The sequence below is a fragment of the Streptomyces nanhaiensis genome (assembly GCF_046614825.1).
GTDB lineage: Bacteria > Actinomycetota > Actinomycetes > Streptomycetales > Streptomycetaceae > Streptomyces > Streptomyces radiopugnans.
Genome location: NZ_JBKJFM010000126.1, coordinates 1 through 18750, shown reverse-complemented (window position 1 = coordinate 18750; position 18750 = coordinate 1). Strand labels below are relative to the sequence as shown.

At 75.6% G+C, this 18750-nt stretch carries 12 protein-coding genes and 1 pseudogene; 7 read left to right on the top strand and 6 right to left on the bottom strand.

Translation table 11 applies throughout. The annotated features are described in order from the left end of the window. Nucleotides 1-1519: hypothetical protein (locus ACLIYP_RS23025; RefSeq protein WP_412715022.1), on the bottom strand; the 1519-nt coding region annotated here is incomplete at its 3' end. 267 nt (nt 1520-1786) lie between these two features. Continuing rightward, nucleotides 1787-3295 (bottom strand): DNA-binding protein NsdB, encoded by a 1509-nt coding sequence (locus ACLIYP_RS23020; RefSeq protein ID WP_412715021.1) that lies wholly within the window; start codon nt 3293-3295, stop codon nt 1787-1789. 246 nt (nt 3296-3541) lie between these two features. On the opposite strand from ACLIYP_RS23020, the gene ACLIYP_RS23015 reads away from it, so the two are divergent. Next, nucleotides 3542-4666 (top strand): aminoglycoside phosphotransferase family protein, encoded by a 1125-nt coding sequence (locus ACLIYP_RS23015; RefSeq protein WP_412715020.1) that lies wholly within the window; start codon nt 3542-3544, stop codon nt 4664-4666. A 340-nt stretch (nt 4667-5006) separates the two neighbouring features. Further along, nucleotides 5007-6950: an N-acetylmuramoyl-L-alanine amidase gene (locus ACLIYP_RS23010; RefSeq protein WP_412715024.1), complete on the top strand. Its 1944-nt coding sequence runs from the start codon at nt 5007-5009 to the stop codon at nt 6948-6950. A gap of 94 nt (nt 6951-7044) precedes the next feature. Here the strand turns inward: ACLIYP_RS23010 and ACLIYP_RS23005 are convergent, their stop codons facing one another. Further along, nucleotides 7045-7542, bottom strand: coding sequence for a glycosyltransferase family protein (locus tag ACLIYP_RS23005; protein WP_412715019.1), 498 nt, complete (start codon nt 7540-7542; stop codon nt 7045-7047). A 299-nt stretch (nt 7543-7841) separates the two neighbouring features. Between ACLIYP_RS23005 and ACLIYP_RS23000 the strand changes: the two genes are divergently transcribed. The 3 genes from ACLIYP_RS23000 (at nt 7842) to ACLIYP_RS22990 (ending at nt 11705) form a co-directional block, all read left to right on the top strand. Beyond that, on the top strand, nt 7842-8981 hold the full coding sequence (locus ACLIYP_RS23000) for an isoafricanol synthase (RefSeq protein ID WP_412715018.1): 1140 nt from the start codon (nt 7842-7844) through the stop codon (nt 8979-8981). 26 nt (nt 8982-9007) lie between these two features. Further along, the gene (locus ACLIYP_RS22995; RefSeq protein ID WP_412715023.1) at nt 9008-9718 is read left to right on the top strand and encodes a leucine-rich repeat domain-containing protein; all 711 of its coding nucleotides are present in this window, start codon (nt 9008-9010) and stop codon (nt 9716-9718) included. 121 nt (nt 9719-9839) lie between these two features. After that, nucleotides 9840-11705, top strand: coding sequence for a serine hydrolase (locus tag ACLIYP_RS22990; RefSeq protein WP_412715017.1), 1866 nt, complete (start codon nt 9840-9842; stop codon nt 11703-11705). Between the two features lie 43 nt (nt 11706-11748). Here the strand turns inward: ACLIYP_RS22990 and ACLIYP_RS22985 are convergent, their stop codons facing one another. Together ACLIYP_RS22985 and ACLIYP_RS22980 are read right to left on the bottom strand one after the other, a co-directional pair. Then, nucleotides 11749-12051, bottom strand: a complete 303-nt coding sequence (locus tag ACLIYP_RS22985) for an STAS domain-containing protein (RefSeq protein ID WP_412715016.1) — start codon at nt 12049-12051, stop codon at nt 11749-11751. Further along, nucleotides 12048-16193 (bottom strand): SpoIIE family protein phosphatase, encoded by a 4146-nt coding sequence (locus ACLIYP_RS22980; RefSeq protein WP_412715015.1) that lies wholly within the window; start codon nt 16191-16193, stop codon nt 12048-12050. The genes ACLIYP_RS22985 and ACLIYP_RS22980 overlap by 4 nt, the downstream gene beginning before the upstream one ends. Before the next feature lie 274 nt (nt 16194-16467). Between ACLIYP_RS22980 and ACLIYP_RS22975 the strand changes: the two genes are divergently transcribed. Then, nucleotides 16468-16824 (top strand): STAS domain-containing protein, encoded by a 357-nt coding sequence (locus ACLIYP_RS22975; protein ID WP_412715014.1) that lies wholly within the window; start codon nt 16468-16470, stop codon nt 16822-16824. Nucleotides 16825-16891: 67 nt separating this feature from the next. Here the strand turns inward: ACLIYP_RS22975 and ACLIYP_RS22970 are convergent, their stop codons facing one another. Beyond that, the gene (locus ACLIYP_RS22970) at nt 16892-18031 is read right to left on the bottom strand and encodes a serine/threonine-protein kinase (RefSeq protein WP_412715013.1); all 1140 of its coding nucleotides are present in this window, start codon (nt 18029-18031) and stop codon (nt 16892-16894) included. 234 nt (nt 18032-18265) lie between these two features. On the opposite strand from ACLIYP_RS22970, the pseudogene ACLIYP_RS22965 reads away from it, so the two are divergent. Then, nucleotides 18266-18750, top strand: a pseudogene (locus ACLIYP_RS22965) (hypothetical protein); the annotation flags it as partial.

Below are 18750 nucleotides of genomic sequence, written 5' to 3'. Positions count from 1 at the left end.
CCGCGCTCTGCACGCCCTCCTCCTCCGCCGGGTCGGCGGCCAGCCGCCGCAGCCGCTCGACGACCCGGGTGTCGCCGGTGGCGGCGTGGCGGGCGGCGATCTCGCGGGTGGACTCCTCGCAGTCCCACAGGCACTCGATGGCGAAGCCCGCCGCGAAGGCGGGATCGGTGGCGGCCAGGGCGCGGGCCGCCCGGCCGCGCAGCTGGGAGGAGGAGGTCTCGCGGTAGACGTGCCGCAGGAGGGGGGCGGCGCGGTGCACGGCCAGCCGGCCGGCGCCGTCGACCAGCGGCCACAGGGCGCCGCAGTCGGGCCCCCCGGCGCGCACGGTGCGGCGCAGCGCGGCCAGCACCAGGGGGGCGTCCCGCTCCGCGCCGTGGCAGGCCAGCAGCGTGGCTGCCGCCGTGCCCAGGGCGTCCTCGCGCCGCGCCCACCGGCGGGCGCGTTCGAGCGCGGCGGTGCCGCGCATCCGGGAGAGGGCGTCCAGCGCGGCCCGGGCGACGGTGCCGGGGGGGTCGCCCGCGAGGTCGGCGGGGTCGGCGGCGGCCGGGTCCCCCGCGGCGGCCTCGATCAGGTCCAGCGCGGCCGGGTCGCCCCGCTCGGCGAGGTGGCGCAGGGCGACGGCGCGCGCGATGCCGGGGCCGGACCGGGCGGCGTCGAGCAGTTCGGGGCGGTCCTCGGGCCCGGCTACGGCGGCCAGGCAGCGGGCCGCCGCGGCCTCGCGGTGCCTCGGGCCGGGGCCCGGAGCCGCCATGTGCACCGCGGACCCCGCGGGCACGGAGGCGAGCGGTCCGTCGGCGGCGGGGTGGGCGGCGGTCAGGAGCGGATCGCCTTCCTGGGCCCAGTCGAGCACCGCGCGCACGCTCCAGCCGGGGCGCGGCCCGGCCGGCCTCATCTGGCGCTGCCAGCGGCCGAAGGAGCCCTGCTCACGAGCGTGTGCCAGGCGTTCGCCCTGCTCGGGGCGGTCCGGGTCCTCGGCCCACAGCCGCCAGGGCCTGGGCTCGAAGGCGTCGCGGACGGCCGCCGCCAGCTCGGCGTCGCCCTCGGGGGTGCGCGGGAAGCGCGCCAGGACGGCGGGGCCCAGCGGGCGCAGTCCGGCGTCGTCGTCGCGGACGGCCAGTTCGTCCAGGGCCCAGCGCCAGTTGGCGCCGCGCGAGACGTAGCGGCGCAGCAGCAGCAGTGCGCCGCGGTCACCGTAGGAGGCAAGGTGCCCGAGGACGGAGAGGGCCAGTCCGGTGCGCTCCTCGCCGCTGTCGGTGAGGTCGTCGGGGCCGAACAGGTGCTCCTCGATGTCGTCGAGCCCGGCGTCCAGCTCCATGTGGAGCCGTGCATAGTACAGGGAGCGGTGCTCGAGCCGCCAGTCGCGCCGGGGGTCACAGCGCAGGCAGTGGCTCAGCGCGGCGAGCGCTTCGGCACGCGGGGCCGCGAGAGCGTGCAGCGTGCCGTCGCCGCGGCCCCTCTGGAGGAGGCCGAGCAGCGTACCGCTGGGCGCTATGTCGGAATCGACGGAATCGGCGAACATAAGGTCAGCATCCGGTGCGGGGTGAGGGACTGGCAACGGGATTTCCGCTCTCCGGCGTTCCGGCCGGTCACCACGGGTTCGTCCCCCGTTCCTCCCGGGTCCTCCCACGGGTTCCCGGCACCGTGCGGAAAGCGGTCACTCCGGCCGCCGAAGGATACCGGGACCGCGGCGCCGCGCCGAGTCCGCGCGCACGGGCGGTGGGGGGAAGGCGGCGGCCCCGGGCGTCCGCGGCCGCGGGACGGCCGGGTGCCCCGGGGCCCGCCGCCGCTACACCGCCGCCCCGCCCGCGGCCCGCCGGGGCGCGGGCACCGCGGCCCCCGCACCGGGGGAGCCGGGAGCCGCGGGGAGGGCGAGCGCGATCTCCTCTCGCAGGTCCTCGACCTTGGGGTACCCGGCGTACCGTCCGGTGAGCCGGTACATCTCCCGCAGCCGGTCCCAGGTGCGGTGGGAGGAGGTGTTGCCGATGGTGACCAGGGCCAGCCGCGCGTAGCGGTCCGCCTGCTCGGGGTCGTCGGCGATGAAGCAGGCTGAGGCGAGTGAGATGTAGTCGAGGATCTTCGACCGCTCACGGCCCTTCTCCCGCAGCCGCAGCGCCTCCTTGGCGTGCTTCTCGGCCGTCCTCGCCGCCGAGGGGTCGTGCTCGGCCAGGGTGCGGTACGCCAGCGCCTGCATCCCGTGCAGGTCGGCCTCGTCGAACAGCTGCATCCAGCTCGGCGGCGGTACGTCCCCCCGGTCGGAGACGAACAGGTCCTCGGCCCGGCCGAGGGTGCGCCGCATCGCCTGGCCGCGCCCCATCGAGGCGTGGGCCCACGCCTCGATGGTGTGGAGCATCGCGCGGGTGCGCGGCAGGGTCTCCTCGCCGCAGCCGGCCTTGGCCAGCTTCATCAGGTCCAGGGCCTCGTCGGGTCTGCCCAGGTGCACCATCTGGCGCGCGGCCCGGGAGACGGCCTCCCCGGCGCGGGGCCGGTCGCCGCCCTCGCGGGCCGCGTGCGCGGCGATGACGAAGTACTTCTGCGCGGTGGGCTCCAGGCCGACGTCGTGGGACATCCAGCCGGCGAGGACCGCCAGGTTGGCCGCCACTCCCCACAACCGCCGCTGGATGTGCGGCGGGTGCCGGTAGGCGAGCATGCCGCCCACCTCGTTGAGCTGGCCCACCACCGCCTTGCGCTGGAGGCCTCCGCCGCGGGCCGCGTCCCAGGCGCGGAAGACCTCCACGGAGTGCTCCAGGGACTCGACCTCCTCCGCGCCGACGGGCGCGGCCTCGTAGCGGTCGGAGGAGGCGGGGACGGCGAGGGCGGAGCCGCCCGGCCGGGGGGCGCCCGCAGAAGCCGGATCGGCCCGGAGCCAGTCGTACAGGGCGCTGCTGAGCGCCGGTCCTGCGGTGAGCGCGGCGCCCGCGCCCACCAAGCCGCGTCGGTTGAGCATGAGGTCCATTCCCGTGAATTCGGTGAGGACCGCGGCGGTCTGTTCGGGGGCCCACGGCAGTCCGTGGACGGACTGCCGTCTGCCTGCCTGCCCGGACCGGCTGAACCCGAGGTCCTCGATGGTCACGACACGGCCGAGTCGCTCGGTGAACAGGGTCGCCAGCACCTTCGGCACCGGATCGCGCGGGGTCTCCCCCATGTCGATCCAGCGCCTCACCCGGGAGGTGTCGGTCGCCAGCTGCGGGTGGCCCATGGCCGCCGCCTGCCGGTTCACGCGCCGGGCGAGCTCGCCCTTGGACCAGCCGGTGAGGCCGAACAGGTCCGCGAGGCGGGTGTTGGGTCCCTTGGTCACGTCTAAGCCCCCAGGTTCTCGGCTGTGTCGACAGTAGCCCTCGCGGGCCGCCCCCGAAGGGGCGCGCGGGCATTCGCCAGGGTTCGCCAGGGTCCGCCAGATGGTGTGCCACCCGTGCCCGGGTGTGCTGTAGGAAAGCGCCACCCCGTCCGGTCTCCGGGCTTCCGCATTCCCCAGGGTGCGGTGCGCCCCGGCCGGCCGGGTGGCGCGGCAATCCGTCGGCGCACGAAGGGATCCGGCTCGTCCATGAATCCAACACCGTCTCCCGTGCCGGCCCCGGTCCGGCCGCGTCCGCGACCGCAGTACGGCACCGTCCTCCCCGAGCCGGTGCGCACACCGTCCGCGGTCGCCGGACTGCCCCGGCCGCGCCGGGCTCCCGGCGCGGGGGTCCTGCCGGCCGCCGGGAGGCTGGAGCCGTCCGGCCCGCGGGACGGGCGGCTGCGTACCGCCATCGCCTCGGTGCACCGGGTCTGCCCGGAGTTCCAGCCGGTGCAGGTGCTGCGCCGGGGCGGGCGCTCGGTACTGCTGGCGGGCACCGTCGGCCGCGGCGGCGCGGTCGCCAAGTGCCTGCTGGACCACTCGCCCGCGCGGGTGGAGCGGTTCAGGCACGAGATAGCGGCCTACCGCGCCTTCGTGCGCCACCGGCCGCCGGTGCGGGTGCCCCGGCTCATCGCGGCCGATCCCGACGGCTGCGTACTGGTCGCCGAGCGGGCTCCGGGCCGCCCGATGGCACTCCAGCGGCATCCGCTGGAGCCCCCGTCGCCGGCCGACCTGCGCGCGGTGCTGGGCGCGGTGTGCCGGGTGAACGACTGGCGGCCGCCCGCGGGCCTCTTCGGGGCCCCGGTCGACTACGGTGTGCGGATCGCCCGCTACCACGGACTGGGACTGCTGACGGACCGTGACCTGGGCGACCTGCAGAAGCTGCTCCACGGCCTGGCGCGCGGCGGCGGCCGCGCGCAGTTCTGCCACGGCGACGCCCTGCCGGTGAACGTGCTGCTCTCCCCGGCAGGTCCGGTGCTGCTGGACTGGGAGCACGCGGGCTGGTACCTGCCGGGCTACGACCTGGCCACCCTGTGGTCGGTGATGGGCGACAGCCCGATGGCCCGCCGCCGCATCAGCCGGCTCGCCCAGGCAGGGGGCCGCGACGCGCGGGACGCCTTCCTGGTGAATCTGATGCTTCTCCTCACCCGGGAGGTCCGTGCCTGCGAGACGGCGGTGCAGCGCGCCATGCGGGACCCGGGACCGGCACCGGGCAGCGACCGGACCGGCCTGCTGAGCACCGGCGAGGAGCAGCGGCTGCTGCTGCGCCGTCTGCACGACGACTGCGCGATGGTCCGGCGTGCGGTGCGGGCGGCGGTGGGCACCCGCTGACGAGCAGCCCCCGCGGCGCCCCGCCGCCGGCCCGGGAACGGGCCGGCGGCGGGGCGCCGCGGGGTGCCGCGGGGTGCCGCGGGGCGTCACCGGGCTGGACCTGTGACGCCGCGCAGGTCCGGGCCCGCTCCGGGGTGAAGACTGCTCCGGATGGCCTCTGACGTGCGAAAACCCATCAGTGAAGGCTTCCTCCGAGGTCGTTGACGGATCGTCGGCCGGCCGATACCCCTGTGGGCAGTCCCGTGCCGCGCCACCGCGGCGTACCCGTCAGGAGGCCGTCTTGCCAGGAGCCGTTCCCGTACGCCCGTCAGCTTCTCCGCCCGGTTCCGCCCGCCGGCGGCTGCGGGCGCTCACCGCGGCCTCGGTGGCCGCCCTGCTGCTGCCCCTCCTGCCGGCCACCGCCGACGCCGGCGGGCGGGAGCCGGATTCGCTGCAGGAGGCGTTCGCCCGCGCCGCCGACCGGTACCAGGTGCCCGAGAGCGTGCTGCTGGGGGTGTCGTACCTGCAGTCCCGCTGGGACGGCCACCGCGGCGCGCCCAGTGTCTCGGGCGGCTACGGGCCCATGCACCTGACCGACGCGCGCACCGCCCTGGCCGAGGACCCCCACCACAGCCACGGCACCGAGGACGCGCGCGGCGACACCGCCCGCGCCGCCAGGCGGGCCCACGACGCGGTGCCCGGTACCGCCGCGCTGCCCGCCCGGCTGCGCACCCTGGAACGGGCGGCCGAGCTGACCGGGCTGGACGAGGAGGAGCTGCGGCGGGATCCGGCCGCGAACATCGCCGGAGGCGCGGCGCTGCTGGCCGCGGCGCAGCGGGAGCTGGGGCTGCCGCTCAGCGAGGACCCCGCCCGGTGGTACGGGGCCGTGGCGCGCTACCCGGGCTCCGGGGACGCGCGGGCGGCCGGGGTCTTCGCCGACGAGGTCTTCGACGTGATCCGCGAGGGCGAGCGGCGCACCACCGACTCCGGCCAGCACGTGGTGCTGGAGGGCGATCCGGGCCTGGCCCCGGAGACCGCTCAGCTGGACGGCCCCGGGCTGCGCCCGGCGTCCTCGGCGCGCGACGAGCGCGTGGAGTGCCCGGCGTCCGTCTCGTGCGAGTGGCTCCCGGCGCCGTACGAGGAGTACGCCAACCCCGACGGATCGCCGAACTACGGCAACCACGACAAGGCGGACCGGCCCGCGTCTCAGAAGATCGACTACATCGTGGTGCACGACACCGAGGCGACCTGGGACACCACCCTGCGCCTGGTGCGGAACCCGAAGTACGTCTCCTGGCACTACTCCCTGCGCGCCTCCGACGGCCACATCGCCCAGCACGTCCCCACCAGGGACGTGGGCTGGCACGCGGGCAACTGGTACGTCAACGCCAAGTCGGTCGGGCTGGAGCACGAGGGCTTCCTGACCGCACCCGACGCCTGGTACACCGAGGCGATGTACCGCACCTCGGCGCGGCTGGTGCGGTACCTGGCCCACCGGTACGACATCCCGCTGGACCGGCAGCACATCATCGGGCACGACAACGTGCCGGGCGTGACCTCCGCCAACATCCCCGGGATGCACACCGATCCGGGGCCGTACTGGGACTGGCAGCACTACTTCACGCTGCTGGGCGCGCCCTTCCACCCCACGGCCGGTCCGGACTCGGAGCTGGTGACCGTCCGGCCCGACTACGAGAAGCACAAGCCCCTCTACACCCGGTGCGACGGCTCCGGGCAGCCCTGCCCGCCGCACGGTTCGGGCGCGGTGCGCCTGCACACCGGGCCGAGCGCCGACGCGCCGCTGGTGAGGGACGCAGGGCTGCGGCCGGGCGGCGGCGAGTCCACCACCGGCGTCAACGACACCGGTGCCCGCGCCTCGACCGGCCAGCGGTACGCGGTGGCCGAGCGCCGGGGCGAGTGGACGGCGATCTGGTACCTCGGGCAGAAGGCGTGGTTCCACAACCCCGCCGACGCGCCGACCGCGGTGGGCTCCCGGGGCCTGGTCGTCACCCCGAGGGAGGGCGTGGAGTCGGTGCCCGTCTACGGCCGCGCCTACCCGGAGGCCTCCGCCTACCCCGAGGGGATCCCGGCCCAGGCGATCTCGCCGCTGCCGTACACGGTGGGGGCGGGCCAGGCGTACGCCCTGGGGCTGCGGACGAAGGGCGAGTACTACTACGCCAAGACCTTCGACCCCGCCGGCCACGTGGTGGTCCGCGGCGAGGAGGAGTACTACCAGATCCAGCTCGGGCACCGGGTGGCCTTCGTCAGGGCCGCCGACGTCACGGTGCGGCCCGCCCGGCGGTGAGGTGACGGGGGGGCGCACGCTGCGGGGAGGGACGCCGCGAAGCGCCCCTCCCCGGGTGTCCCTCATGTCCTCGGCCGTCCGCGCCGCCGGTGCGTCAGCGCTGGAACAGCTCCGCGGGCAGCGGCTTCAGCAGCTGGTAGAGGTCCTCGGTGATCGGCCGGTCCCAGCTGGCGATGGTGACCAGCACGCCGTCGCTGCGGTCGAACTGGACGCAGGAGATACGGGTCTCCGAGCACAGGATGCGCCGCACGATCAGGAGGTTGTCGTCCAGCATCACCGGGCTCTCCTCCGTCCCGGTGACGGTGACATCCTCGTCGTTCTCCAGCGCCGCCAGCAGCTGCGCGACCTCGAAGGGGATCTGCCCCTCGGCCGTCTCGCGGGCCGGGGAGCCCTCCGGCAGGTTCCCGATGACCATGGCCGGTCCGCGCCCGCCGAACAGGTCGTAGCGCAGGAAGACGCCCTGGCAGCTTCCGTCCGGTGCGGGCAGCAGCCCGGCGCCGAGGTTGCCCGGCCAGTCCCCCGGGTCCATGGCCAGCACGTCGAAGTCGGGTCCGGCGGGTGTGGCGGCACTGCGGCGGCGGAGAAAGGACATGCGGCCATGGTACGGGCCCGGTACCGCCGCGGGGTCCCGGCCCGCGGCGCTCCCGCGGCGGGCGGCGGAGGGCGTACGCGGGTGTGGAGCGGGTGCGGTGTTCCCGCCCGTTCCCGGTGGTGCCTCCTTCGGGCCGCACCGCTTCCGCGCACTCACCGTGCAGGACGGAGCACGCAGTGTCCCCGGCACTCTTGACCGGCAAGTGCCTTTGTCCAAGGGTGGTTCGGCGTATGCGCCCGTCATCCTCACCGCCGCGCCCCCACCGCCGCGCCCGCCGCTCGCCAGGAGGCATCATGTCCATGACTGAAGTCGGTGCCGCCGGGGACACCGCCGGGCGGGAGGGCCTGCTGCGGCGGACGGCCCGACTGGAGATGCCCTTCCGCAGCACCGTCGGCCCCGGCGTCGGGAAGGCCAGGCTCCACACCCTCCGTTGGCTGCGGGACTTCGGGCTGCTCACCGGGGAAGCCGCGTTCGAGGAGTACGACGCCCTGCGGCTGGAGCGGGCGATGGCCCGCTTCTATCCGCGGGCCGCGGACGAGGACCTGATGCTGGCCACCGACGTCAACGGCTGGTTCTTCGTCTTCGACGACCAGTTCGACGGCCCCCTGGGGCGGCGGCCGCGGGACGTCACCCGCCTCGTGGACCGCCTGGTCCGCGTCATGGACGGGCGGGAGCCGCCGGCCGGCGCCCCCGCGGGCCCGCTGGTCGAGAGCTTCCGCGACCTGTGGCACCGGATCAACGAGGGGATGCCGCCGGTGTGGCGGGACCGCTTCCGCGGGCACTGGCACGGCTATCTGCTGGCCCACCGCCGGGAGGCGATCAACCGCTGCGGGGACCGGCTGCCCACGGTGGAGGAGTTCCTGGCGGCCAGGCGGCACACCATCGGCATACAGCCCTGCCTGGACCTGGCCGAGCGCTTCGGCCGCTACACCCTGCCGTCCGCGCTGCACGGCGGCCACCCGCTGAAGGAGATGCGGCGGATCACCGACGAGGTGGCGATCTTCGTCAACGACATCGTCTCGCTGGACAAGGAGCTGGCCGTCGGCGACGTCAACAACACCGTCGTCCTCCTGCGGCACGGCACCGGCCGCCCGCTCCCGGACTGCTTACGGGAGATCCGCGCCGCCGCCAACGGACGGGTCGCCCGCTTCCGGGAGCTCGCCGCGGGCCTGCCCGCCCTGCTGGGGGCCGCGGGCGTGCCCGGAAAGACGCGGACGCACGTGGAGGACTACGTCGACGGCATGCGCAACGTGATGCGGGGCAGCCTCGACTGGTCCCTGGAGAGCCGGCGCTACGACGACGCCGGGGTCGCCGCCGTCAGCGGCGGGCGCCTGCGCCCGTGGGCCGGCCTGCCGGAGGGGGCGGCGCCTGAGGGGGCAGTGCCGGACGAGGCAGTGCCGGAACGCGGCATCGGGGCCGCGGGTCCGGTGCGGCCGTGAGGCGGGAGGCGGACGGCGGGACGGTGGTGGACCTCTGGCGCGCGGGCCTGACCCGCGTCCCCGAACAGGTGTGGGAGCGCCGGGAGTCACGTGTGCTGATCCTCGCGGACAACGCGCTCACCTCCCTCCCGCCGAGGATCGGCCGGATGGGGCGGCTGCGCACCCTCGACCTCGGCCACAACGCGCTCACCTCCCTCCCCGAGGAGATCGGGGAGCTGACGGGCCTGGACGGCTGCCTCTACCTCCACGACAACCGGCTCACCTCGCTGCCGCGCTCGCTGGGGCGGCTGCGCTCGCTGACGTATCTGAACGTCGGCGACAACCCGCTGGGCACGTTGCCCGAGGAGGTCGGCGGCATGACGGGGCTGGTGGAACTGCGCGCCCAGCGGTGCGGGCTGCGGGAGCTGCCCGCCTCACTCGGGCGGCTCACCGCGCTGCGGGAGCTGTGGCTGCGCGGCAACGCCCTGGCCTCGCTGCCCGCCGCCGTGCGCGGGCTGCGGGAGCTGCGGGAGCTGGAGCTGCGCGAGAACGCCCTGACACGGGTGCCCGAGGCGCTGCGCGGCCTGCCGCGGCTGCGCCGCCTGGATCTGCGGGCCAACCGGCTGCGCACGGTGCCGGACTGGCTGGAGCGGGAGTTGCCCGCGCTGGAGAAGCTGGACCTGCGCTGGAACGAGACGGCGGTCGGGCCGGAGCTGCTGGAGGGGCTCGAGCGGCGCGGCTGCGTGGTGCTCCGGTAGGCGCGAGCCCCGCCCGGGGCGCTCGTCCGCCGCGCCGCGGGGGTTGACTAATGGCACGCTCGGGAAGAAGGTTTCAGCGTTTCCCGGTCCGTTGAAAGATACTTTCCCCAGGGGGCACGGTATGACAGGTTCGGCACGGGATCGCACACCGGGCCGGGAGCCCGTGTCCGGCCCCGCCACGGGCGAGGGCATCGGCCGACGGCAGCTCGGCCTACGGGCCCTGGCGCTCGGCGGCGGTCTGGTCCTGGCCTCCGCGCCCGTCGCGGCGGCCCGCTCCCGGGGCGGGCACCCCTTCGCCGCCGCCGGCCGCGCACCCGTCCTGCGCCGCGGCTCCGCACGGCGTGCCGGGCTGCTGGAGCCGCACCTGCGGCGGCTGGTGGAGGACGCGCGGACCTTCCTCGGCCCCTCCCCCCGGCACCCCTGGTACGCGGGCGCGGTCCTGCTGGCCGGGCGCGGCGGCACCGTCGCCCTCCACGAGGCCATCGGCCACGCGGTGCGCTACTCGGCCTACGACGAGGCCACCGGCACCGGCGTCGAACTCCCCGCCGGCGAACAGGTCCCAGCCGCCCCGGAGACCGTCTACGACCTCGCCTCCGTCTCCAAGCTGTTCACCGCGATCCTGGCCGTGCGGCAGATGGAGCGCGGCGCCCTGGAACTGGAGGGCACGGTCGCCTCCTACCTGCCGGAGTTCGGCGCGGCGGGCAAGGACGGGATCACCGTGCTGCACCTGCTCACCCACACCTCCGGGCTGGCCGCCTGGCTCCCGCTGTACGCCGAGCCCACCCGGGAGGACCGGCTGCGGCGGCTGTGGCGCGAGGAGCCCCTGAACCCGCCGGGCACGGTCTACCGCTACTCCGACCTGAACCTGATCACCCTCCAGCTCGTGCTGGAGCGGGTCACCGGCAAGGGGCTGGACACGCTGCTGCGCGAGGACGTCACCGGACCGCTGGGCATGCGGTGGACCCGCTACAACCCGCCCGCCTCCTGGAGACCGCGCATCGCCGCCACCGAGGACGCCCGCCGCCCGTGGTCGGGCCTGGACCGGGGCATGGTGCACGGCGAGGTGCACGACGAGAACGCGTACGCCTTCGGCGGCGTGGCCGGCCACGCCGGGGTCTTCTCCTGCGCCTGGGACCTGGCCGTGCTGTGCCGCGCCCTGCTGAACGGCGGCGCGTACGGCGACGCCCGCGTCCTGCGGCCGGAGTCGGTGGACCTGCTCTTCCGCGACTTCAACACCGCCTTCCCGGGCGACGAGCACGGTCTGGGGTTCGAGCTGTACCAGCACTGGTTCATGGGGGCCATGGCGACCCCCCGCACGGCCGGGCACACCGGCTTCACCGGCACCTGCCTGGTGCTGGACCCGACCACCGACACCTTCCTGGTGCTGCTGGGCAACTCCGTCCACCCGGTGCGCACCTGGCGCTCCGGCAGCGCACCCCGCGTGGCCGCCGCCGACCATCTGGCCCGGGCCGTGCCGGTGCGCCCGGCCGAGGGGCGCGAGGCATGGTTCTCGGGGATGGCGAGCGGGGCCTCGGCCGTGCTCACCCTGCCCGAGGTGGCGCTCGGCGACGGCGCGGAGGAGGACGCGGACGGCGCGGGCGCCCGGCTGCGCTTCTCCGTGTGGTGGGACACCGAGCGCACCTTCGACGTCCTGCGCCTGGAGGCGTCCGGCGACGGCGGCGGCACGTGGGAGCCGGTGCCGTTCGCCACCTCCCGCCCCGGCCAGGCCCCGGTGGAGCGACCGGAGGGGACGCTGCACGGCTTCTCCGGACGGGTCTGGCACCGGGCCCTGGCGGACCTGGGCGCCTGGCGCGGCCGGGCGGTGCGGCTGCGCTGGCGGTACACCACCGACACCCGCTACGTGGGACGCGGCGCGTACGTCGACGGCGTCCGGATCGAGGACGGCGGGCGCACGCTGTTCGACGGGTCGCGGCCCGGGGACGCCGGACGCGTGACGGCCGACGGCTGGTCGCTCTCGGCCGACTGACGCCCGGTCACCGCCGGAGTCCGCCGGGCGGCCCGGCGGCCCGTCAGGTGATGCGCACGGTGGCCAGGTCGGCGAGTCCCGAGACGGTGAGGACGGGGTCCAGCAGCGGCGGGGCGATCAGTTCCAGCCGGTCGGCGTGGGCGAACAGTGCCGCCAGCCCGGCGCTGTCGAGGTAGTCCACGGCGGTGAGGTCGACCACCAGCCGTCCGTCGCCGCCGGCGGCGGCGGCCCGGTCCACCGAGGCCCGGAACTCGCCGACGTTGCTCATGTCGATCTCGCCCTCGGCCACGAGGACCGGGGTGCCGTCGGGACGCCGCTGGTCGGTGAGCGTCAGAGGGGTGGTCAACGTGTGATCCTCACATGCATGTCTACGGTGGTTCCGGCCTCGTCGGTGACGATGTCGACCTGGTCCATGAGCGCGTGGATCAGGATCAGGCCGCGGCCGCGGTGGGCGTTGGCCTCGGGCTGCGGCGACTTCCAGCTCCCGGTGTCGGTGACGGTCAGGCGCAGGCCGTCCGCGGTGGCCGCGGCCCTCAGGCGCACGGTGCGGCCGGGGTTGTGGCGGTGGCCGTGCTCGATGGCGTTGGCGCAGGCCTCCCCCACCGCGACCAGGACCGCCTGCGTCAGGCGCGGGCCGGCGTCCAGGCGCCCGAGCCAGTCGCGCAGGGCGCCACGGACACGGGCGAGCTGGGCGGAGTCGGCGGGGAAGGCCACCTCCAGTGGCGCGGGGTGGCGGTAGAGCAGCAGCGCCATGTCGTCGTCGTAGCCGCCGGCCGGTTCCAGACCGGTCCGGATGGCGTCGGCCAGTTCCTCGAGGTCCGCGGCGCGTCCCCGCCGGGCGGCGGCCGACGCCTCGGCGATGCCCGCGTGCAGCGGGCGGCTGCGCCGCTCGATCAGGCCGTCGGTGTACAGCAGCAGGACGGAGGCCGGCGGCATGGTGCGCGTTCCCGTGGGCCGGGGGCGGCCCGGCTGCACCGCCAGGGGGATGGAGCGGCCCTGGTCGAGCAGTTCGGTGGCGCCGTCCGGATGGGTCAGGATGCCCGGGGGGTGGCCGGCGCTGCTGTAGGCCAGCCGGCCGGTCGCGGGGTCGAGCACGCCGCAGAAGACGGTGGCGCACGTCGCGCCGGGGATCAGGGCCGCGAACCGGTCGAGCGCGCTCAGCACCTGGGCCGGGTCGGCGAACTGCAGCAGCAGGGCCCGGCAGGCGCTGCGCAGCTGGCCCATGACGGTGGCGGCCTCCAGGCCTCGGCCGACGCAGTCGCCGACGACGATGCCGATACGGCCGTCGGGCAGCTCGACCGTGTCGTACCAGTCCCCGCCGACCTCCAGGGGCCGGGCCGCGGGCTCGTAGCGGACGGCGAACCCCTGCGGCAGGCGGTCGGGGCCCAGGATGGCCCGCTGAAGGGCCAGGGCGGTCTCGCGCTGCTGCTCGAATGCGTGGACGCGTTGCAGCATCTGCCCGAGGTAACCGCCCAGCACGGCCAGCAGGGTGTGGTCCTCGGAGATGAAGGGCCGCTCCTGGCTGGCCTCGACCCACAGCGCCAGCGGCCCGCCGGGATGCTCCAGGGTGATGCCGATCCCGGCCGGCTCGCCGGTGGCCACCGGGTGCAGGGGGTTGCGGCCGCGCAGGGCCTCGACGGCCCCGCGTGCCGGGTCGCCCGGCTCCCCCCACGCGGCGCCGGGCACCGCGGCGACCAGCCGGGGCGCCCGGTCCGGGCCGTCCCAGGTGACGGCCAGGGCACGCGGGGCCCGCCACACCCCGCGCAGTTCGTCCAGCGCGGCCCGCAGGGCCTCGGGGACGCTCCCGGCCTCGGACAGCCGTACACTCAGCGCCGCCAGGGCGGTCTCGCGCTGGGCGGTGAGGCGCTCGGCGGTGACGTCCCGGAAGGTGCCGACCACCATGCGCCTGCCGGTGTCGGGGTCGCGGACCTCGTTGAAGGAGGCGTACACCCACAGCCTGTGCCCGTCGCTGTGTTTGACGGGGGTGATGTAGCTGCCCTTCTGCTCGCCCACGACCTGGGCGAAGGCCTTCTCGATGGCCCGGTGGGCCTCGGGGTCGGTCTCCTTGTCCGGCCACCAGGGGTGCTTGGGCCGGTAGGGCAGGCCCTCCGGGCCGTAGCCGAGGATGTCGGTGAAGGCGGAGTTGATCTCGACGACGGCGCCCTCCTCGTCGCAGACGAAGAACGCCTCCTGGAGCGAGTCGACCAGCGCGGTACGCCACTGCGCGTGGTGGTTGCGCAGTCGTGACAGCTTCACCGCGGCCCGTACCCGTGCCAGCAGCTCCGCGGCGGAGAACGGCTTGACCAGGTAGTCGTCGGCGCCCGCCTCCAGCCCCTCGATGGACGCCTCCTGCCCGGCCCGGGCCGACAGCAGCAGCACCGGCACCCCGGCGGTGCGGGAGTCGGCGCGCAGTGCCTCCACCAGCTCCAGGCCGCCCATCCGGGGCATCATCACATCGCTGACGACCATGTCCGGGGCGTCGGCGCGGACCGCCTCCAGTGCCTCCCGGCCGTCGGCGACCGTCGTCACCCGGTAGCCGGGGGCCAGGATCCGCTGGAGGTACTCGCGCATGTCGGCGTTGTCGTCGGCGATCAGCACCCGGGCCCGCGTCTCCCCGGGGAGCGGCTGCGCGGACTCCTCCCGCCCGGCGGCCGGCCGCGCGGACTCCTCCGGGCCGGCCTCCCCGCGCCCCTCCGGCAGCCACCGCAGCGCCTCCTGGAGGTAGGGATCGGCGGCGGAGGCCGGGAACGGTTCGGCGCCCCGTGCCACCGAACCGGCCGGCAGGTGGGCCGACCCGAAGGGCAGGCGGACGGTGAGGACGGTGCCACCGCCCTCGGTGCTGTCGGCGGTGATCGTGCCGCCGTGCAGGCCGACCAGCTCCTTCACCAGCGCCAGTCCGATGCCGCTGCCCTCGTTCGAGCGCGCGCGGACGTTCTCGATGCGGTGGAAACGCTCGAACAGCCGCGGCAGCTCGTCCGGGGGCACCCCGATGCCGGTGTCGGACACGCGCAGCACCGCCTGCCCGTCCTCGGTGCGCAGCGTCACGCCGATGGAGCCGTCGAAGGTGAACTTCAGCGCGTTGCTCAGCAGGTTGAGGACCACCTTCTCCCACATGTCGCGGTCGATGTGGACCGGTTCGGGCAGCGCGGGGCAGTCCACCTCGAAGGCCAGACCGGCCCGCTCCACCGCCGAGCGGAAGACGCTGGCGAGTTCCGCGGTGACGGCCGCCAGGTCCACCGGCTCGAAGCGGGCCTGCATCCGACCGGCCTCGATGCGGGAGAAGTCCAGCAGGGTGTTGACGAGCTTGCCCATGCGCAGCCCGTTGCGGCGGATGACCTCCAGCTCCTCGCGGACCTGCTCGCCGGCTCCGGCCAGCTGCCCGCGCAGCTCCTCCAGCGGCCCCATGATCAGGGTGAGCGGGGTGCGGAACTCATGGCTGATGTTGGAGAAGAACGCGGTCTTGGCGCGGTCCAGCTCTGCGAGCTCCTCGGCCCTGCGCTGCTGGCCCTCGTACGCCACCGCCCCGTTGACCAGTGCGGCGGTCTGCCGGGCCACCAGGTCCAGGAAGGTCCGGTAGCTGTCGTCCAGCACGCGCCCGGCGCTGACGGCCAGGACGATCGCCCCGACCGGTCCCGTTCCGGTCTCGCCCGGCAGCGGCAGGACCACCGCCTGTGTGGGCGGCTTCTCCCACTCTCCCGACGGCAGCCGCCCGAACCGCCGCAGGACGTCCTCGACGACCACCGGCTCGCCGGTGGCCAGCACCCGCTCCAGCGGCCAGCCGCCGAGGCCGCCCGGCGGGGGCCCGGGGTCGGTACCGGGCGGGCTGACGGCGGCCGGGACCGGATCGCCGCCGGGGCGTCGCAGGTAGACCGCGGCGAACGGCACGTCCCGCCGCGCACGGCCCAGCACCCGGGCGACCAGCCGGCACGCCTCCCCCACGCTGCGGGCGGTGCCCGCCTGGGCGCCCAGGTCCTGCAGCACGGCCAGCCGCCGCTCGCCCACGACCCGCTCGGTGGTCTCGTTGCACGCGGTGAACACCCCGCGCACCCGGCCGTCCTCGTCGTGCAGAGGGCTGTAGGAGTACGTCCAGTACGTCTCCTCCAGGTAGCCGTGCCGCTCCATCCTCAGCAGCAGGTCCTCCGACCAGGTCGCCTTCCCGGTCTCCGTCACCGACCGCAGCATCGGGCCGATGACGTCCCAGATCTCGCCCCAGACCTGCCGGCCCGGCCGGGCCAGCGCGGGATGCTTGTTGCCCAGCAGGTGCTGGTAGGCGTCGTTGTACAGCAGCCGCAGCTCATCGCCCCACCACAGGAACATGGGGTAGCGGGAGGTCAGGCAGATGCGGCAGGCCGTGCGCAGACTCGCCGGCCAGCCGGCCGGATCGCCCATCGGGGTGCCCGCCCAGTCGAAGGCGCGCATCCGCCCGGCCATCTCGCTGTGCCCGGGGAAGAGCAGCTCCAGCGGCCCGGCCCCGTCGGCGTCGCCCATCGCCTCTGCCCTCCTCGCCCACCGCGCGTACCGGTGTTCCGCGGTCCCGCGTCACCGATGCGCATATCCACTGGTACGGCGACGATGCGCCGCAACCGGTCCCGTAGGATAAACGCGGCCGGCCACGGCCTGCGGTGCGGTCGGCCCGAGGGGTTCACTCGCCCCGTAAGCGGGCAGTCGATCAGCGTCCCGGCGGATCCGCGCCCCGGGGCCGTCCCGCCTCTCCGGCCGCGCCGGGGAACGACCGGACCGACCAGCGCGTACAGGAGAACGGGTGCCCGACCGAGATCTGACCGTCACGCTGCGCCCCCACCCCGCGGGCCCCTTTCTGCTGGAGGTGTCCGGCGAGCTGGACCACCACACCGCCGACCGGATGCGCGAGGCGCTGAACGAGCTGCCCCGCGACCGCGGGACCGCGGTCGTCATCGACCTGTCCGGCCTGGTCTACTGCGACTCCAGCGGCATCACCGTCCTGATCACGGCCTACCACCTCACCCAGTCCCTGGGCGGCAGCATGGCGCTGGCCGGTCTGGACGACGACATCATGCGCGTCTTCGGGATCGTCGGACTGGACCAGATCTTCGCCTTCCACGACAGCGTCGAGGAGGCGGTGGCGGCCCTCGCCGGGTGATCCCGCCGGGTCGACCGGGACCGCGGGCCGAAAGCGCGGACCGGGACCGCGGCTCCGGCGGCCCGGGTCAGTCCGGCGCCGCGCCGGCCGGCGAGCAGGACCGGTGGGCCGCGGCGGGGTCCTCGCCGCCGGGCGCGTCCGGGACGCTCCGCCCGGCTCCGGCACCTGAACCTGCACCTGGGCCGGTCCACGGGCCGCTGAGCACCCCCGGATACCCGGGGAACGCCGAAGGACCGGAACGCGGCGGTCTGCCCGCGACGGCCCTGGCACCGGTGCGCACGCCGTACGCCCACTCCGGCAGCCGCCCGGCGGACCCGGAGGGCCGCCGGAGCGGGGCCCTCCGCCCGTCCGGGCTCCCCGCGCGGCGTGCCTCGGCGGTGCGGCGGCCGAGTTCCGCCGCGTCCCCGGGCCGCTCGTCCGGCTCCTTGGCCAGCAGGTCGAGAATGATCCGCTCCAGGCCCCCGGGCAGGTCGGGACGGAGTTCCCGCGGCGGCCGGGGCGCGGTCTCGCGGTGGCCGACGAGGACGCCCCAGGTGTCCTCCAGATCGAAGGGCGGGGCGCCGGTGGCGATCTCGTACAGCACGCAGCCGAGCGAGTACAGGTCGCTGCGGTGGTCGAGGTGGGCTCCGGTTATCTGCTCGGGCGACATGTAGTGCGGGGTGCCCATGGGGAAGCCGCCGGCGGTCCCGGCGGCCGGGCCCGTGCCGCGGTCGAGCCGGGCGATGCCGAAGTCGCAGATCTTCACGGTGCCGTCGGCGGTGCGCACCACGTTGGCGGGTTTGAGGTCGCGGTGGACGATGCCACGGTCGTGGGTGTAGGCGAGGGCGGCGGCTATCTGCTCGGCGATGTCGAAGAGGTCGGGCACGGGCAGCGGCCGCCGCCCGCCCAGCTCCAGGAGCCGGCTGAGGTCGTGGCCGTCCAGCAGCTCCATCACCAGGTAGAGCACCCCGTCGTGCTCCCCGAAGTCGTGGACGACGGTCACGCCGCGGTGCTGGAGCGAGGCCGCGAGGCGCGCCTCGCGGCGGAAGCGCTCGCGCAGCGCCACGGTCTCCTGGGGACCGGGCCGGCTCCCCGGCGGCTTGAGGCACTTGACGGCGACCTCCCGGTCCAGCGACTCGTCGTGCGCCCGCCACACCTGGCCCATGCCACCGCGTCCGACGAGGTCCAGCAGCCGGTACCGGCCCTGGATCAGTGTGCTCTCCCTCATCGCGCGCTGCCGCCCCCTCTCGCCCGTGCCGCCCCCCGGCCCGCCCAGTATGGGCCCTTTCCCGACCGTGCGGTAAGGCGGCGGGGCGGTCGACCGGTGCCGGGGGTGCCGGTGCGCACCGCAGCGCCGCCGCGGAGCGCACCGGGGTTTCGGCACGGGCGGTGCGGCAACTGCGGACCGGGACGGTTCGCCCGGAACGTGCCGGCGGACCCCGCCGGGAAGAGGGAGGCGCCGATGTCCCGACCCGTGCCCCTGCGCGTACGCGGCAGCCGGGCGGGCTTCCGGCAGCTCGCCCGGCTGCGCCACGCCCCCGCCTTCCACCCCGACGGCCTGACCTGCACCGGTGAGCTGGCGATGCCCGGTCTCCGGGGGGCCGCCTGGGGCGTCCCCTGGCTGGACGGGCTCGGCCGGTACGAGTGCGTGGTGCGGCTGTCCCGGGGCGCCGGCCTGCCGCGGCCGCTGCCCGACTGGCTCGGGCTCGCCGTCCGGGCGCTGGACGCGGGCGGCCCAGGCCGGCCCGTGGACCTGCTGCTGACCAGCAGTGCCCGGCCTCCGGTGCTGCGCCGGCTGCCCCTGCCGCGCGGCGACGCGCTGGGCGGGCCGTACAGCAGCCTGCTCACCTACCGGGTCGGCGGGCGCGGCATGGTGCTGGCCGCCTTCCCGCGCCGCCGGCGCCGCCCGCTCCACCGCAGCCCTCCCGCCCTGCGGCGGGCCCCCCC

What these genes read in the sequence shown, in the direction of transcription:
- ACLIYP_RS23015 (WP_412715020.1), top strand. Translation starts at nt 3,542, where the DNA reads ATGAATCCAACACCGTCTCCCGTGCCGGCCCCGGTCCGGCCGCGTCCG.
- ACLIYP_RS23005 (WP_412715019.1), bottom strand. Translation starts at nt 7,542, where the DNA reads ATGTCCTTTCTCCGCCGCCGCAGTGCCGCCACACCCGCCGGACCCGAC.
- ACLIYP_RS23000 (WP_412715018.1), top strand. Translation starts at nt 7,842, where the DNA reads ATGACTGAAGTCGGTGCCGCCGGGGACACCGCCGGGCGGGAGGGCCTG.
- ACLIYP_RS22990 (WP_412715017.1), top strand. Translation starts at nt 9,840, where the DNA reads ATGACAGGTTCGGCACGGGATCGCACACCGGGCCGGGAGCCCGTGTCC.
- ACLIYP_RS22980 (WP_412715015.1), bottom strand. Translation starts at nt 16,193, where the DNA reads ATGGGCGACGCCGACGGGGCCGGGCCGCTGGAGCTGCTCTTCCCCGGG.
- ACLIYP_RS22970 (WP_412715013.1), bottom strand. Translation starts at nt 18,031, where the DNA reads ATGAGGGAGAGCACACTGATCCAGGGCCGGTACCGGCTGCTGGACCTC.